Origin of the sequence: Embleya sp. NPDC005971, assembly GCF_040629175.1 — a bacterium.
Classification (GTDB): Bacteria; Actinomycetota; Actinomycetes; order Streptomycetales; family Streptomycetaceae; genus Embleya.
Map to the genome: position 1 here is coordinate 42,812 of NZ_JBEXUX010000062.1, position 15,533 is coordinate 58,344.

At 72.5% G+C, this 15,533-nt stretch carries 14 protein-coding genes; 7 read left to right on the top strand and 7 right to left on the bottom strand.

Features of this window, described 5'->3' with window-relative positions:
- Positions 1-98: 98 nt before the first annotated feature.
- The 5 genes from ABZ374_RS37775 to ABZ374_RS37795 all read right to left on the bottom strand — a co-directional run bounded on the left by ABZ374_RS37775 (position 99) and on the right by ABZ374_RS37795 (position 5,974).
- Positions 99-2,471, bottom strand: coding sequence for a hypothetical protein (locus ABZ374_RS37775; RefSeq protein WP_360320290.1), 2,373 nt, complete (start codon positions 2,469-2,471; stop codon positions 99-101).
- Positions 2,468-2,971 carry a GtrA family protein gene (locus ABZ374_RS37780; protein WP_360320293.1) on the bottom strand — a complete coding sequence of 168 codons (504 nt, stop codon included), beginning with the start codon at positions 2,969-2,971 and terminating at the stop codon, positions 2,468-2,470. The genes ABZ374_RS37775 and ABZ374_RS37780 overlap by 4 nt, the downstream gene beginning before the upstream one ends.
- A gap of 210 nt (positions 2,972-3,181) precedes the next feature.
- Positions 3,182-4,417, bottom strand: coding sequence for a hypothetical protein (locus ABZ374_RS37785; RefSeq protein WP_360320296.1), 1,236 nt, complete (start codon positions 4,415-4,417; stop codon positions 3,182-3,184).
- 56 nt (positions 4,418-4,473) lie between these two features.
- Positions 4,474-4,983, bottom strand: a complete 510-nt coding sequence (locus ABZ374_RS37790) for a SigE family RNA polymerase sigma factor (protein WP_360320299.1) — start codon at positions 4,981-4,983, stop codon at positions 4,474-4,476.
- Between the two features lie 130 nt (positions 4,984-5,113).
- Positions 5,114-5,974, bottom strand: a complete 861-nt coding sequence (locus ABZ374_RS37795; RefSeq protein ID WP_360320302.1) for a siderophore-interacting protein — start codon at positions 5,972-5,974, stop codon at positions 5,114-5,116.
- 100 nt (positions 5,975-6,074) lie between these two features.
- On the opposite strand from ABZ374_RS37795, the gene ABZ374_RS37800 reads away from it, so the two are divergent.
- From ABZ374_RS37800 to panD, 7 genes are all read left to right on the top strand, one after another.
- Entirely contained in the window at positions 6,075-7,142 is a 1,068-nt protein-coding gene (locus ABZ374_RS37800) for an iron ABC transporter permease (protein WP_360320305.1), read from the top strand.
- Complete coding sequence (locus ABZ374_RS37805) at positions 7,139-8,212, top strand: iron chelate uptake ABC transporter family permease subunit (RefSeq protein WP_360320308.1); 1,074 nt, start codon at positions 7,139-7,141, stop codon at positions 8,210-8,212. Before ABZ374_RS37800 ends, ABZ374_RS37805 begins: the two co-directional genes overlap by 4 nt.
- 220 nt (positions 8,213-8,432) lie before the next feature.
- Positions 8,433-9,209 carry an ABC transporter ATP-binding protein gene (locus ABZ374_RS37810; RefSeq protein ID WP_360320311.1) on the top strand — a complete coding sequence of 259 codons (777 nt, stop codon included), beginning with the start codon at positions 8,433-8,435 and terminating at the stop codon, positions 9,207-9,209.
- 117 nt (positions 9,210-9,326) lie between these two features.
- A complete protein-coding gene (locus ABZ374_RS37815; protein ID WP_360320314.1) occupies positions 9,327-10,712 on the top strand; it encodes a SidA/IucD/PvdA family monooxygenase in 1,386 nt (461 codons plus the stop codon).
- 3 nt (positions 10,713-10,715) lie between these two features.
- Positions 10,716-12,116, top strand: coding sequence for an enterobactin transporter EntS (gene entS, locus ABZ374_RS37820; RefSeq protein ID WP_360320317.1), 1,401 nt, complete (start codon positions 10,716-10,718; stop codon positions 12,114-12,116).
- Positions 12,113-12,322: an MbtH family protein gene (locus tag ABZ374_RS37825; protein WP_360320319.1), complete on the top strand. Its 210-nt coding sequence runs from the start codon at positions 12,113-12,115 to the stop codon at positions 12,320-12,322. Before entS ends, ABZ374_RS37825 begins: the two co-directional genes overlap by 4 nt.
- 13 nt (positions 12,323-12,335) lie before the next feature.
- Positions 12,336-12,758 (top strand): aspartate 1-decarboxylase, encoded by a 423-nt coding sequence (gene panD, locus ABZ374_RS37830; RefSeq protein ID WP_360320322.1) that lies wholly within the window; start codon positions 12,336-12,338, stop codon positions 12,756-12,758.
- Between the two features lie 120 nt (positions 12,759-12,878).
- Here the strand turns inward: panD and ABZ374_RS37835 are convergent, their stop codons facing one another.
- Together ABZ374_RS37835 and ABZ374_RS37840 are read right to left on the bottom strand one after the other, a co-directional pair.
- Complete coding sequence (locus ABZ374_RS37835) at positions 12,879-13,970, bottom strand: ABC transporter substrate-binding protein (RefSeq protein WP_360320325.1); 1,092 nt, start codon at positions 13,968-13,970, stop codon at positions 12,879-12,881.
- 6 nt (positions 13,971-13,976) lie between these two features.
- On the bottom strand, positions 13,977-15,533 hold a 1,557-nt coding region (locus ABZ374_RS37840), incomplete at its 5' end, for a thioesterase domain-containing protein (RefSeq protein ID WP_360320328.1).

The window sequence follows — 15,533 nt, forward strand, 5'->3', positions numbered from 1 at the left end:
TCCGCGCCTCGTCCGAAAGACCCAGGACTCGCGTACCCCTTCGGTCGGATACGACAAGTCCCCGGAACGGACCCCGGGACCCGGCCCCGCCCGGACCGTCAACCGCCGGGGCCGGTTTCGGCGGTCTTCTCGGCCGGGCCGTAGTAGCCGTCGCCCTCGAACCGCACCCGCAGCGGCTTCCCGACCAGGTCGGGCGGTATCCGCAGGACGGCTTCGCCCTCCCGGGAGGTCCAGGTACGAACGATCGCCGTCGCACGCTCGTCCACGAGCGCCACCTCCACCTCGAACAGCGGCGCCGCGCAGGCGTCCCGCAGCAGGACCGCGATGGTCTCCCGGTCCGGCTTCGTGGCGGCCAGCCGGGGCTTCCGGTCGGCACACACGGTCGCGGTGAAGTCGCCGACCTCGAAGAGTTCCGCGCCGGCTCCGCCGCCGAACCAGCCGATCGCGCCGCTCCCACGCACCACCGGCCGATAGTGGGCCCGATCGCGCAGCACGGCGAGCAGCAGATCACGGTCCGGGCCGCCGGTCGTCAGCAGGAGGTACCCGGCGCCGGACGCCCGCAGCCGGCGGTCGAAATCGGCGGCGTCGCGCGGCTCGCCGAGGCTGGTGACGCGCCGTTGTCCGCGTTCGCCCATGATCAGGTTCACGAAGCGCTGGTGGGTGAACTCGGTGAAGGCCACGGTCCGGCCGTCGGGGACCCGGTTCATCGCGGCGTAGGCGGCCGTGGGCAGGATGCGTCGGTCCCGATCCGGGTCGCGCATCAGATCCACCGTCTCGCGGACGGTCGCCCGGTGCGCGGACGTCCGGTCGCCGATCCAGGTGTTGGTCGGCTGGGTCGCCCACCACATGGAGATCGCCGTGGTCGCGACGAACGCGCCCGCGACCAGGCCGGCCGTACCGCGGCGAAGTACCCGGGGCACCGACCCACGCGGCCCCCGGCCGCTCGGCCGTTGGGCTACGGCGGTCAGCACGGCCGCCAGACACACGCAGCCGAACGCCGGCAGGATCAACTGGTAGCGCGCCCACCACGGCGCCGGGGAGGCCGTCGCCGAGACGAGCACCGGCAGCAACAGCCCCCACAACAGATCGAAGCGGCGCCTGAGCAGGAACAGGGCGAGGGCGACGAGCACGATCGGGAGCAGTACGTAGATCCATTGCAGCCCGAAGCCGCCGGGTTGTTGGTCGTGCGTGTAGGCCACCCGTTCGCGGTCGTGGAGCCACGAGTGCCAGGTGGCGCGCAGTTTGCTCTCGCCGGCGACCTCCGGCGCGGTGTTGCGCACGATGATCAGTTCGTCGACGGATCCCTTGCCGTGGAAGCCGAGCATGGTGAAGGGATAAAACGGGTTGCCGTAGCTGATCCAGGTGCGGATGTACCAGTAGCCGCCCAACGCGAGGGCGGGCAGGCCCAGTACGGCCGCGTTCGGCAGGGCGAGCCGCGCGGTGGCGGCGCCGTGCTCGCGCAACCGCGCGAAGCGGGTGGCCGATTGCCGCCGCGTGCTCGGCGCGGCGCGGCGCAGGTCGCCGACCACGCGCCAGGTCTGCACCACGACCAGGGCCGCGACCATGCCGGCGGTCAGCAGGTTCGAGGACTTGACGCCGATGGCCAGTCCCAGTGCAATCCCGACGAACAGGACCCGGCCACGCAGCCGGCGGCGCGCGTCGAGGCCGCCGTGTTCGATGGCGTCCCGGACGGCGGGGTGGATGCCGAGGGTCAGCTGCAGCGCGGTCAGGCCGGTCGCGGCCGTGGCGAAGTCGACGTAGGTGGTGGAGGCTTCCAGGAATACCGCGGGGACGGCCAGGAGGCCGAGGCCGGCGAGGGTGGCGTGTGCGCGCCGGGCACCGGCGGTACGGGCGAGGCCGGCCGTGGCGACCGCGCCCAGGGCGAGGAAGGCGAGGCCGGAGGCCCAACCGAGTCGGGTGTCGCCGACGAAGGCGCCGCTGAAGCCGGTGAGCAGTTCCTGGCCCTGTGGGTAGACGTCGGCCCACAACACCTGCGGGGTGTGCCCGACATAGCCCTGTTGCAGCCAGATGGCGGGTCCGGGCAGGTGGTACCACAGTCCGTCGTAGTCCAGCGGGCCCAGGAACGCGGCCAGCGCGGCGCGCCAGCCGTACTGGGCGGCCACCAGCAGCGCCGACACGACGACCAGCGGGTGCCGGCCGCAACGCAGGACGCGGGGCCACAACCCGGCGGCGACGGCGACCCCGCGGCGGCGGGCCGGGTCGGCGCCCGGCCGTCGGGTGGCCACGATCTCCGCGGCGGCGAGCACCAGCGCGGCGCCGAACAGCGCGCCCGCCTCCAGGTGCCGCAGCAGGCCGCCGACCAGCAGGGTCAGGGCGGACAGTTGGGCGGTGCTCAGCAACAGCCAGACCAGCACCAGGTCCACCGCTCGGCGCATCCCGCTCGCGCAGGCGAGATGCCAGCATCCGGTCAGCGTGCACAGCAGCGCGACCACGAGTGCGGCGGCGTTCACCGCGCGGACCTGGACCCGTCGTGGGCGCCCACCGGCGAGGACGCCGCGTCGGGGACCGCGGGCTCGGCGCGGAAGACCCGGGTGCGGTAGCCCCAGAAGCGGAACGCCGTGGCCAGGGCCATGCCGATCAGGTTGCCGGCGATGTTGTCCGCGAGCAGGCCGTCGAAGCCCAACACGTCACGGGAGAAGGCGAGGCAGCCGAGTTGGATGGCCAGGCCGCCGCAACTCCAGGCGACGAACAGCAGGAAGCGCCGTCGGACATCGGCGACTTCGTCACCCATGACGCGGTCGCCATAGGTCCAGCGGCGGTTGCCCAGGTAGGCCACCACGGTGGCGGCGCCGAGCGAGACGAGCTTGGCGAGGAGGGAGGGGGTGTCCAGGAGGGTCCGGAGGATGTTGAACAGGACGACATCGGTGGTGTATCCGAGGCCGCCCACCAGGGCGAACCTCGACACCTCCGGTGCCGACCGGCGCAGGCGGGCGCGTGATGCAGGGAACATGGGCGCTTTCTCGTCGCTGGAGGGGAGTCGGGTCCGCCGGGCTCGGCCGGGCACTTTCGGGCAGCGCGAAGCACACCCCGGCGCGGTGTGTCCGCACCGGGGCGACGCGGTGGTTGCCTCGGGGAATCGGGTGCCCGACGAGGGGCGGGGGTTCGGGCGATCGCCGACGTGGATCAGCGGCCCGGGCCCGGGATCACCGGTGCCGGCCGGTCAGGGGGCGTCCCAGCGCGGGGAGACCGCGATCGTCTTCGCCTGCTCCTGGATCACGGGGAGTCCGGCCCAGTCGATCGAGCGCTTCTCGCCCCGCTCCTTCACGGGCGGCGTGTTCGCCTCGAAGCGGATCCTGAGTCCGTGGGCGCGGAACGCGGTCAGGGCCCAGGGCACGTACCGGCCGTCCTCGGTGCGCTCCGTGTCGATCCGTGCCGGGGTGCCGTCGGACAGCTTGACGATCTCGCAACCCCCCGCCGAGGTGCTGCCGTCGACGCCCGGCGGACAGACCGGGCGCTCGCCGACCGGGCCGGCCTCGGCGCTCACGTTCAGCCCGTTCGTCCTGCCCTGGGTGTCCACCACGAACTCGCCCGTGCCCGAGGAGCCGTCCGCGGACACCACGTGCGAGCCGGGCGACAACAGGGCCGGCACCAGCCCGGCGACCTGCTGGGCGGGGGTGGGTATGGCGGCGACCACCGGCTCCCAGCTCGCGCTGCGGGCGACGGCGGCGATCTGCTCCAGGCTCAGCACCGAAATGCCGGTGGTATCGCCCGGCAGCAGGTATCTGCCGCCGACGCGCACGTCGACGTGTGCGCCGTCCGGACGGATGTACACCGCACGCCACTCCTGCTCGACGCTTCCCGCCTGCTTCGAGGTCTTGCGGGCGATCAGCACGCCGTTGTCCGGGTCGGTCGAGCGGGTGCACTCGTCCTCCGGGCGGGTCCCGGCGCAGGTCGTGGCGGCGGGGTCCTGGTCGTCTCCGGGACCCGGGCGGTTGATCACCACGGTGAGCACCGAGGATCCGGACGGATTGCGGTACGTCGCCTGGACCCGCGCCTCGGTCCGGAGCACCCTCGGCAGGCCGGCCTCGAAGTGGGTCTCCCCGTCGGTCAGTCCACCGTCGGCGGGAACGGCCGCGGCCAGCAGGGGCATCAGGTCGCGCGGCGCCTTGGTCACCCAGGGCGTGTCGGGGCGGTCCCCGGGCCCGGCCGTCGACGCGTCGAACGTGCCCCGGACGGTGGCCCAGCCGGCGACGCTCGCCGTCACCAGGACGGCGGCGAGGGCGCTCCGCCGCAGGGTGCGGAACCGCCGGCGTTGCCGGCCGCGGGCGAGACCACGCGCTACCAGGTCGGAGCTGGGGCCGGGAAACGTGTCGCCGACCGCGCGCAGCGCACCGGGCAACTCCCGTTCGTACCGTTCGAAGTCCTCGTCGCTGAACGGGTCCGTATCGGTGAACACGGCCTGCACGTCCTTCCGGTCGCGATCACGGGGTCGGTGGTGGCCTTCGGGTCCGGTCAGCATGTCGGCGCCGGGATGCCCAGTTCGGTGCCCAGGAGGGTGCGCAGCCGGCCCAGGGCCCGCTTGGCGCGCACCGGTACGGTGCCGGGCGCGGTCCGCAGGATGTCCGCGGTCTCCTTGACCGAGTAGTCCTCCCAATAGCGCAGCACCAGCACCGCGCGATCGGCCGGGGACAGCCGGGCCAGCCCTTCCAGGAGCGTCAGCCGCAGCTCGATGTCGGCGGTGGCCGGCGCGTGCGGCTCCGGGAGTTCCTCGGCGGGATGCTCCGACCAGCGTTTGAGTCGGCGCGCGGACAGGAAGGTGCGGACCAGGGTGGTGTGCGCGTACGCCATCGGGGCGTCCATCGTGCTCACCCGGTTCCAGCGTGGGAACAACTTCCCGAAGGTCTCCTGCACCAGGTCTTCGGCCAGGTGCCAATCGCCGGTGAGCAGGCAGGCGGTACGCAACAGTTGGCTGCTGCGCGCATGCGCGAACTCCTCGAAGTCCGCGGCCTTGCTTCCCGACATGGGGCCTCCACACGTTGGCGTCACACGAGTAACGCCTCGACCGTGCGGTTTCATGACACCCCTGGCCGGAGTTGTTCTCGAACCCGTGCGTCGGCCGTGCGCCTTCGGCGCCCGGCGGCCGGGTCGAGTGTCAACTCTCGGTGTCCTCCGCTTCGTTCAGCCACTCCTCCACCGTCTTGCCGCGGCGCCAATAGCCGGCCGCGTGCAGGGTGTCCCGGTTCAGGCCGCGTTCGTTGCGCAGGTAGCGGCGGATGGTGCGGACGGTGAGTGCCTCACCGGCGACCCAGGCGTGCACGGTCCCGTCTGGCCAGGGGAATTCGCAGACCGCGTCGGCCAGTTGGTCCTCGTCCGCGTCGATCGCGGTATCGCGGTGCAGCCAACGGATCCGCACGTCGGTGTCCGGGGCGGCGACCAGGGGCTGTTCCTCGTGGCGGTCGGCGACCTCGACGAAGACGTGTGCGCGGGTGCCGGGGGCGAGGCGTTCGAGGATCGAGGCGACGGCCGGCAGTGCCGTCTCGTCGCCGGCGATCAGCAACTGGTCGGCGTCGGCGGGCGGGAGCGAGCCGGGCAGGGGGCCGGCTATGCCCAGAACGTCACCGGGTCGGGCGTCGCGCGCCCACTCGACCGCGCGGCCGCCGCCGTGGATCACGAAGTCGATGTCGAGTTCGGGTCCGGCCGGGTCGAAGCGTCGCACGGTGTAGTTGCGCGCGTGCGCCGGTGTGCAGCCGTCGGGATGGACCGGGCCGTCCGGGCCGAATTCGGGCATCACCGGGATCGACTCGCCCAGAGGCGGAAAGAACAGTTTGACCCGTTCATCCGCCTGCCTGCCACCGTCGAATCCGCGCAACCGCTCGCCGCCGAGCGTCAGTCGCAACATTCGCGGGGTCACCTCGACCGAGCGCACGACCGTGGCCAGACAGGTGCGGATCGGCGAACGCCCGGTACGGCCGCGGCCCTCGGTGACCGGGTTCGCCGTGTCGTCTCGCGCCATGGGACTCCTTCGTCGTTGCGGACTCGATGGTTCGGGGTCGTCGTGGCGCCGCGACGGGGCACACTGGGCAAGTCGTTCAGGTATGCCTTACCTTACTGGAGTGTCTCTCCGGGTCGATTCCCCCGACGCTTCGTCCGTCGTCGCCGTGCCCGACGCCCGTGCCGCGTCCGGCCGTTCGCGACGGCTGGGGCTGCTGGTGCTGCTGGCCGTGCTGTTGCTCGGCGCGGTGTTCGCGTCGCTGGCCATCGGCACCCGCACCGTCGCGCCGAGCGAGGTGTTCGCCATGCTCGGCGGCGAACGCACCGGTGACGCCGGGCTGATCCGCGATCTGCGGGTCCCGCGCACCCTGCTCGGGCTGCTGGTCGGCGTCGCGCTGGGTGTGGCCGGCGCGGTGGCCCAGGACGTGACCCGCAATCCGCTGGCCGATCCCGGGCTGATCGGGGTCAGCGCGGGCGCGGCCTTCGCGGTCGCGGCGAGCGTGGGGTTGCTCGGACTGACCGGATCGCACAGCTATCTGTGGTTCGCCTTCGTCGGCGCGGCGATCGCGGGCACGATCGCCTATCTCGTCGGCGGAGCCGGCGTCGGCGGCGCCACTCCCGCCAAACTCGCGCTCGCGGGGGCGGCGGTCAGCGCCCTGCTGGAGGCCGGCACCAGCGCCCTGGTGCTGACCGACCCCGACTCGCTCGGCCGGTACCGCTCCTGGGCGGTCGGTTCGCTCGCCGGTCGGGACGGCGAGACCACGCTGTTCCTGCTGCCGTTCGTACTGGTCGGCGTCTGCCTCGCGCTCGGCCTGACCGGCCGGCTCAACGCCTTGGCCCTGGGCGACGAACTCGCCACCACGCTCGGCACCCGAGCGGGCGCCACCCGCGCCCTGGGCGCACTCGCGGTGGTCCTGCTGACCGGTACGGCGGTCGCCGCCGCCGGGCCGATCGTGTTCGTCGGCCTGGTCGTCCCGCACGTGTTGCGGGCCTTCACCGGACCGGACGCCCGCTGGTTGGTGCCGTGTTCGGGGCTGGCGGGCGCGGTGTTGTTGTTGCTCGCCGACGTGGTCGGCCGGGTGATCGCGCGCCCGACGGAGGTGGAGGTCGGCGTGGTCACCGCGTTCCTGGGAGCGCCGTTCCTCATCTATCTGGTCAGGCGTGGAAGGATCGGGGAGCACTCCGGATGAAGACTGCCGATCACCTGCCGCGCGTGTTGCGGTGGGAACGCGGGCCGCTCGGGCTCGCCGTGCGCCCGCGCACCCTCGTCGCCGTCCTCGGCCTGGTCGCGGTGGTCTTCGGCGGGCTGATCGCGTCGCTGGCGCTGGGCGACTATCCGCTCGCCTGGCGCGACGTGGTCACCGGGCTGTTCGGGGCCGGGCCCGCCGACGCCGAGTTGGTCGTGCACGAACTCCGGCTCCCGCGCGCCCTGGTGGGCATGCTGGTCGGGCTCGCACTCGGCATGTCCGGGGCGGTCTTCCAGGCCGTCACGCGCAATCCGCTGGCCGGGCCGGACCTGATCGGGATCACCGCCGGGGCCGGCGCCGGCGCCGTCCTGGCGATCCTGCTGGGCGGCGTGAGCACCACGCGGTCCACGACCTACGGCGCGGTCCCGTTCGGCGCCCTGGTCGGCGCACTCGCCACGGCTGCGGCCATCTACCTGTTGGCGTTTCGCGGCGGCACCATCTCCGGGTACGGCTTCGTGCTCGTGGGCATCGCGGTCAACGGCATGCTGGCCGCGTCCACCCGCTGGATGCTCGCGCGCGTCGACATCGACGCCGCGACCCGGGCCACCTCGTGGCTGACCGGCAGCCTGGACGGACGCGAGTACACCCACGTGCGCTGGCTGGGCTACACGCTCGTCGTCCTGGTGCCCGCGACCATCGCACTCGCCCGGCCGTACCGCATGCTCCAGTTCGACGACGACACCGCCGCGAGCCTGGGCATGCCGGTCACCCGCTCGCGGATCGGGCTGCTCGTGCTGGCCACCGCGCTGACGGCGGTGGCGACCGCGTGCGCGGGGCCGGTGGTCTTCGTCGCGCTCGCCGCCCCGCAGATCGCCCGCAGGCTGGCCGGCACCCCCGGTCTGCCGCTGGTGCTCAGCGGCCTGGTCGGCGCGGCCCTGGTGGTCCTGGCGGACGTGGTCGCCCGGACCGCGTTCCCCACCGAACTCCCGGTCGGCATCGTCACCGGCGCCGTCGGGGCGCCGTACCTGCTGTGGTTGCTCGCCCGGAACAACCGGGCCGGAAAGGGAGGCTGACGTGGGTTCCGCGACAGAGCAGACGAAGCCGACGGGGCACCCGGACGGCACCGAAGCGAACGAGGCGAACGAAGCCGACGACTCGATCGCGTCCGTCGAACAGACGCCGCACACAAGGCAATCCACCGAGTCGGCAGCGGGAAAGGCAGCCCCGTCCCCGAGCGCCGTCGCAACCCTGCCGCATCCTCCCGCCACCGCCTCCCCGGCAACCGCCCCCGGGATGGCCGCCGAGGGACTCACCCTCGGCTACGGCGAACGCACCGTCGCCCGAGACCTGGACCTGGACATCCCCGCCGGCCGGGTGACCGCCCTGGTCGGCCCCAACGCGTGCGGCAAGTCGACCGCGCTGCGCGCTCTGGCCCGGTTGCTGAAACCGCGTCAGGGCACCGTCCTGCTCGACGGCGAGAGCGTGGCCCGCCATTCCGGGCGGGACTTCGCGCAACGGCTGGCGCTGCTCCCGCAGTCGCCGACCGCCCCCGAGGGAATCACCGTGCGCGATCTGGTCGCCCGCGGTCGCACGCCCTACCAGCGCTGGTGGCGACAGTGGTCGTCCGGCGACGATGCCGTGGTCGACGCCGCGCTGTCGGCCACCGGCGTGGACGCCCTCGCCGGACGCGCCATCGACGAACTCTCCGGCGGGCAGCGCCAACGCGTGTGGATCGCGATGGCACTGGCCCAGGACACCCCGGTATTGCTCCTGGACGAGCCCACCACCTACCTCGATCTGGCCTACCAGGTGGACGTATTGGAGTTGGTGGCCGAGTTGGGGCGGGCCGAGGGCCGCACCGTGGTGATGGTCATCCACGAGCTCAACCACGCGTGCCGGTACGCCGACCACCTGATCGCGATGCGCGACGGCCGAGTGCTCGCGGCCGGACCGCCCACCGAGATCGTCACCCCCGACCTGGTCCGGGAGGTGTTCGACCTGCGCGCCGCGGTGATCGAATGCCCCATCGCCGGCACCCCGTTGGTCATCCCGCTCGGCGGGCGTCGCTAGCCGGCGAACCGCGTCCGACCCTGGTCACAGCGATCGGAGTTAGGTTAGCCTCGCCTACGTACCGCCGTAAGTGCTCTGTGTGCCCTTCGAGGCCACCACCCAGAAGGGACGCGTGCGTTGACCTCAGCTCGGCACGACGGAAAGACCATTCACGACCTCGTCGGGGTCGGATTCGGGCCTTCGAACCTGGCGCTCGCCGTCGCGATCGAGGAACACAACACGCTCGCCGCACCGGAACACCGGGTCGACGCCCTGTTCCTGGAGAAACAGCAGACCTTCGGCTGGCACCGCGGCATGCTCGTCGACGGCGCGACCATGCAGGTCTCGTTCCTCAAGGACCTTGCCACGATGAGGAATCCGACCAGCGACTTCAGCTTCGTCGCCTACCTGCACTCGATCGGCCGCCTCGTCGACTTCGTCAACCACAAGGTGTTCTTCCCGCTCCGGGCCGAGTTCCACGGCTACCTCGAATGGGCCGCGGCCCGGGTGGCCCACCAGGTGCGCTACGCCGCCGAGGTCCTGGCGATCGAACCCGTGGTCACCGACGGCCGGATCACCGCCTTCGACGTCACCGTCGCGAACGACCCCGTCGTACACCGCGCCCGCAACGTGGTCCTCGCCCCGGGCCTGAGCCCGCATCTGCCGGACGGCGTCGGCATCACCACGCGGGTGTGGCACAACTCCCGGCTGGTGCCCAACGTCGCCGACCTCGATCCGGCCGACGTGCGCACTGCGGTGGTGGTCGGCGCCGGGCAAAGCGCCGCCGAGAGCGCGGACTACCTGCATCGCCGCTTCCCGGACGCACAGATACACGCGGTCTTCAGCCGCTACGGCTACTCCCCCGCGGACGACAGCCCGTTCGCCAACCGCATCTTCGACCCGGCCGCCGTCGACCACTACTTCGAGGCGCCCGAGCAGGTCAAACGGCAACTGACGGACTATCACCGCAACACGAACTACTCGGTCGTGGACGGGGATCTGATCGAGGAGCTGTACCGACGCGTGTACGAGGAGCGCGTCCGGGGCCGGCAGCGCCTGTACATCCGGCACGCCACCCGGGTCGTGGAGGTGCGCGAGGATCCCGAAGCCGCCCATGTGGACGTCGAGTTCCTGCCCACCGGCAAAACCGAGACGCTGCGCGCCGACGTGGTCGTCTACGCGACGGGCTACCGACCCGGCGACGGTCTCGCGCTCCTCGGCGACACCGCCCGGGCGTGCGCCCGCGACGAATACGGACGCCCGCGGCTGGGCCGCGACTACCGCGTGGTCACCGAACCCCCGCTCGACGCCGGGATCTACCTCCAGGGCGGAACCGAGCACACCCACGGCCTCGGCTCCACCCTCCTGTCCAACATCGCGGTCCGCGCCGGCGAGATCCTCGCCTCGATCAACGAACACACCGCCTCGGACCCCGCCCCCGAGGCCGAAACCGACGCCACGTCCCGGGCCGGGACCGGGGCCGACCTCGCGTCCGGCCCGGTGACCTCCTCCCGACAGGGCTGATCCGTGCGTCTGGGCGATATCGCGGTGGACATCACGCCGCTGCGCGCCAACCGCGACTTCCGGCTGTTGTTCACCGCGACCGCGCTGTCCATGCTCGGCACCGCCTTGACCTCGGTCGGCGCGAGCATCCAGGTGTACGACCTCGGCAACTCCTCGCTGCACGTGGGGCTGGTCAACCTGGTGATCGGCGTCAGCCTGTGCGTCGGCCTGCTCGCCGGCGGCGTGCTGGCCGACCGGGCCGACCGACGCCGGCTGATCCTGGCCACCCGGGCCGGCTCCGCCGTCGTGGTCCTGGCCCTGGCCGGCAACGCCCTCGCCCCCGAGCCGCAACTGTGGTTCGTCTACCTCGCCGCCATCGCCGCAGGCGTCGCCGGCGGCCTGGGCGCACCCGCGCTGATGGCCGTCACCCCCGCCCTGGCCGGACGCGAACACCTGGCCGCCGCCGGGGCGTTGCTCACCCTGACCACCCAGTTCGGCGCCATGGTCGGCCCCAGCCTGGCGGGCCTGATCGCCGCCGGTCCGGGGGTCGCGGTGTGCTACCTGATCGACGCGGCCGGATTCGTGGTGGGCGCGGCCCTGTTGTGGCGGCTGCCGGATCTGCGCCCCGAACCCGACGCGGACGCCGACCCCGATCACGACGCCACGCAACACCCGGTACAGGCCATCCTGGACGGCCTGCGGCACGTGCGGGCGAACCGGATCATTCGCGGGCTGATGCTCGTCGACCTGGCCGCCGTCGTCCTGGCGATGCCGTACGCGCTGTTCCCGGAGATGGGCAACGAGGTGTTCGACGGCGGCCCCACCGCCGTCGGCCTGCTCTACACCGCACCCGCCGTGGGCGCCTTCCTGGGCGCCCTGGCCAGCGGCTGGATCGGCCGGGCCCGACGCCCCGGGACGACGCTGATCATGGTGGCCGCGCTGTGGGGCGCGGCGATCGCCGCGTTCGGTCTGAGCCGGCACCTGTGGTTGGGACTGCTCCTGCTGGCCCTCGCGGGCGGCGCCGACACGATCTCCGAGATCCTGCGCCGCGCGCTCCTCCAGCAGTACACGCCCGACCGGCTCCAGGGCCGGGTGGGCAGCCTGTGGCTGGCCCAGGCCACCGCGGGCCCGGCAACCGGCAACGCGCTCTCCGGCGGCGTCGCCCGGCTGCTCGGCCCCGGCGCCACCCTGGTCGCGGGCGGCGTGGCGTGTGTCGCCGCGGTGCTCGCGGTCGCCGGCGCCCTGCCCGCGCTGCGCGCCGCCGGACCGACCTCGGCGCCGATCGCGGACCCGGCACCGGAACCCGGCGAGACGGCGACACTCCCGGCCGACGACCCCGGCCCCGCCGACCACGCACCCACCGCCGACTCCCCCGGCGGCACATCGACGACCAACACGCCGACCACGAAAGGCCGACGGCTGTGACGAACCCGTTCGACGACGATTCCGGCACGTTCCTGGCCCTGGTCAACGACGAGGGCCAGTACTCGCTGTGGCCCGAGTTCCTGACCCCGCCCGACGGCTGGCACACCGAGCACGGACCCGCCTCCCGAGCGCACTGCCTGGAACACATCGAGAGCCACTGGACCGACATGCGACCGCGCTCCCTCGTGGCCGCCACCGAGAACTGAGCGGAGAACACCGGTGTTGCGCACGTTGCTGAGCGGCAAGATCCATCGGGCCCGGGTGACCCAGGCCGACCTGCACTACGTCGGTTCGCTGACGGTCGACGAGGACCTGCTGGACGCGGCGGGCATCGCCGAGGGCGAGGTGGTCCAGGTGGTCGACATCGACACCGGAGCCCGCCTGACCACCTACGCGATCCCCGGCCCGCGTGGCAGCGGGGTGATCGGCGCCAACGGGGCCGCCGCACGGCTGATCCACCCCGGCGACCTGGTGATCGTGATGGCCTTCGTGCTCCTGGACGAGACCGAGATCGCCGGGCATCGACCCCGCGTGGTGCACGTCGACACGGACAACCGGATCGTGGCGCTCGGCGCCGACCCGGCCGAACCGGTACCCGGCATGCCGGGCCAGATCGCCGGCACCACGGTCGCCGTACTCTGACACCGACCGCACACCGGCCCACCGTGCCCGGAGCGCCGTCGCGATACGGCAAATGACCTCAACTCCCGGAGACGGAACGGGAGTTGAGGTCATTTCACGAAGGCAACCGGCAACCTGTGGTCAGCTCTTCGCGGCCTGTGCCGCGGCGTCCACGCGGGGCATGATCTTGTCGACCACGTACTCCACCGCCAGCGGGGTGGGCGCGCGCAGCGCCCAGAAGTCGTTGGAGTCCAGCGGCACGTACGAGCCCCGCTTGACCACGTTCAGCTTCGCGAACTGCGGATTGCCCTCGATCGCCTTGCGCAGCACGTCGTCGCCGTTGTAGTTGCTCAGCAACACGCCCACTTCGAGCACGTCCAGCCGTTCCATGCTCAACTCGGCCGCGAATCCGGCCCCCGGCAGCCCGGCGAGGCTGTCCGGGAAGGTCATCCCGAACCCGGCGAGCAGCTTCACGGACGTGTCGGACCGGTCCTTGAGCACCGCGACCGTGCCCGCGTTCTGCGCGTTGGTCAGCGCGAACGACTTGCCCGTGATCGCCGGATGGCGCTTGGCGACGCCGGCGACCTTGGCCTCCAGATCGGTCACCAGCTTCTCGGCCTCGGTGGACTTGCCCAGCGCCTTGCCCACCTGCCGGGTCACCTGCTGCCAACTGTCCTGCGAGGGGCCGGTTTCGAACGCCGTGGTCGGCGCGATCTTGCTGAGCTTCTCGTACTCCTGCTCGACCCAGTAGTCGGTGTTCGCCAGGATCAGATCGGGCTGGAGCGCGAGCACCTTCTCCAGCGGAGCGCCGTTCTCGCCCATCGTGATGATCTGCGGCTTGTCCCCGCCCAGCTTGGGCTTGGCCCACGGAGCCACCCCGTCCGGCGGGGTCGTCTCGACCATGCCGGCCAGCTTGGTCGCGAGCGCGAGCGCGGCGTCCTGATCGCCCTCGCCCAGCGCGACGATGCGCTTGGGCGCCTTCTTGATCGTGGTCGTGCCCAGCTTGTGCGTGATCGTGATCGGGTACGCCGGCGCCGCCGCCCCGCCCGTACCGGGAGAGGCCGGCGCCGAGGCGGGCCCGGTGCCGGTCGAGTCCTTCTTGTCGTCGCCGTCGCCGCAGGCCGCCAGGCCCGACACGAGGGCCGCGACTATCGCGACCGCGGCGATCCGGGAGGGGCCGGAACGGCGGGCGGTGTGCCGGCGGACGAAGGCCGGCGCTGCGAATGTTCGCATGATGGGTCAGTGCCTCTCTCGGTGTGGTGCAGGCAACCTTCGGCGTACGTGCGGGCCCCATTGGGCCACCGCGGCCGAGGTCAGCAGATCGTCGTGCGCGTGGTCGAGGACGTGCTCCTCGACCACGCCGCGCACATGGGCCGCCCAGGCCCGACGGCCGGTGCGCTCGGTGTTCTCCCGCGCGGCGACACACAACACGTCGCCGCGGAACGCCGGGTAGGGGTCGGCGGGTGCGAGGGGTTCGTACGCGATGCGGGTGCGCAGCAGCGCCGCCACCAACTCCTCGCCCAGCGCGCCGACCAGGTCCGTCCCGGCCGCCGTCGACCGCAACAACTGTGCCCGCGCGGCCTCTTCGCCGAACCCGTCGTCCTGGGCCGGGTCGCCGTCCGCTCGTGGCACCGGCGGCTGAGCGTCGACGAGCACCAGCAGGTCCACCCGCTCGCCCGCACGCTGCAACTCGGTGGCCAGCGCGTACGCGAGTTCGCCGCCGAAGGACCAGCCCAGGAGCCGATAGGGGCCGTGCGGCCGGATCGTGCGGATGCTGCGCAGGTGCTCCGCGACCAGGTCCTCGAACCGGTCCGGCGCGGCGGCGCCGGACAACATCGCGGACTGGAGCCCGTACACCGGGTGATCGGCCGGCACCTGCGCGAGCAGGCTCGTGTAGGTCCAGGCGAAGCCGAAGCCGGCATGCACACAGAACAGCGGCGGGAGTTCGCCGCCGGCCCGCAGCACCGCTACCGGCGCCGTCGGGTCGTGCGCGGCACGGCCGGCGCGCAACCGCTCCGCGAGGTCGGCGACCGTCGGTGCGGTCAACACCATCGCGACCGTGACCGCATCGGGGTCGCGCCCCGGATCGGCGGCCCGGATCGCGCCGACCAGACGCACCGCGAGCAGCGAATGCCCGCCGAGAGTGAAGAAGTTGTCGTCGATGCCCACCCGAGGCAGGTCCAGGACGTCGGCGAAGACCCGACACAGCACCGCCTCGACGGTGTCCCGGGGCCCTCGGTCGGAAACCGACGCGGCGAAGTCCGGCTCGGGCAGCGCGGCCCGATCCAGTTTGCCGTTGACGGTCAGCGGCAGTGCCTCCAGTGGCACGAACGCGCTCGGCACCATGTAGTCCGGCAGCCGAGCCGCCGCCCACGTGCGCAGCGCGTGCGGGTCGGCTCCGCCGACCAGGTAGGCGGTCAACCGGGTCCCGTCCGCGCTCGGCACGACCGCGGACCGCTGCACGTCCGGGTGTGCGTCCAACACGCTCTGGATCTCGGCCGGTTCGACGCGGTGGCCGCGGATCTTGACCTGGTCGTCGGTCCGGCCGAGGTAGTCGATGACGCCGTCCGGGCGGCGCCGGGCCAGGTCGCCGGTGCGATAGAGCCGCGAACCCGGCGGCCCGAACGGGTTCGCCACGAACCGCGCCGCGGTCGACCCGGGACTGTCGAGATAGCCCCGGGCCAGGCCGACCCCACTGACATACAACTCGCCGGGCACGCCGACCGGGACCGGTTGCAGGTTGCCGTCCAGGATGTGCGTGGCGGTGTTGAGGATCGGTCGGCCGATCGCGGGCGT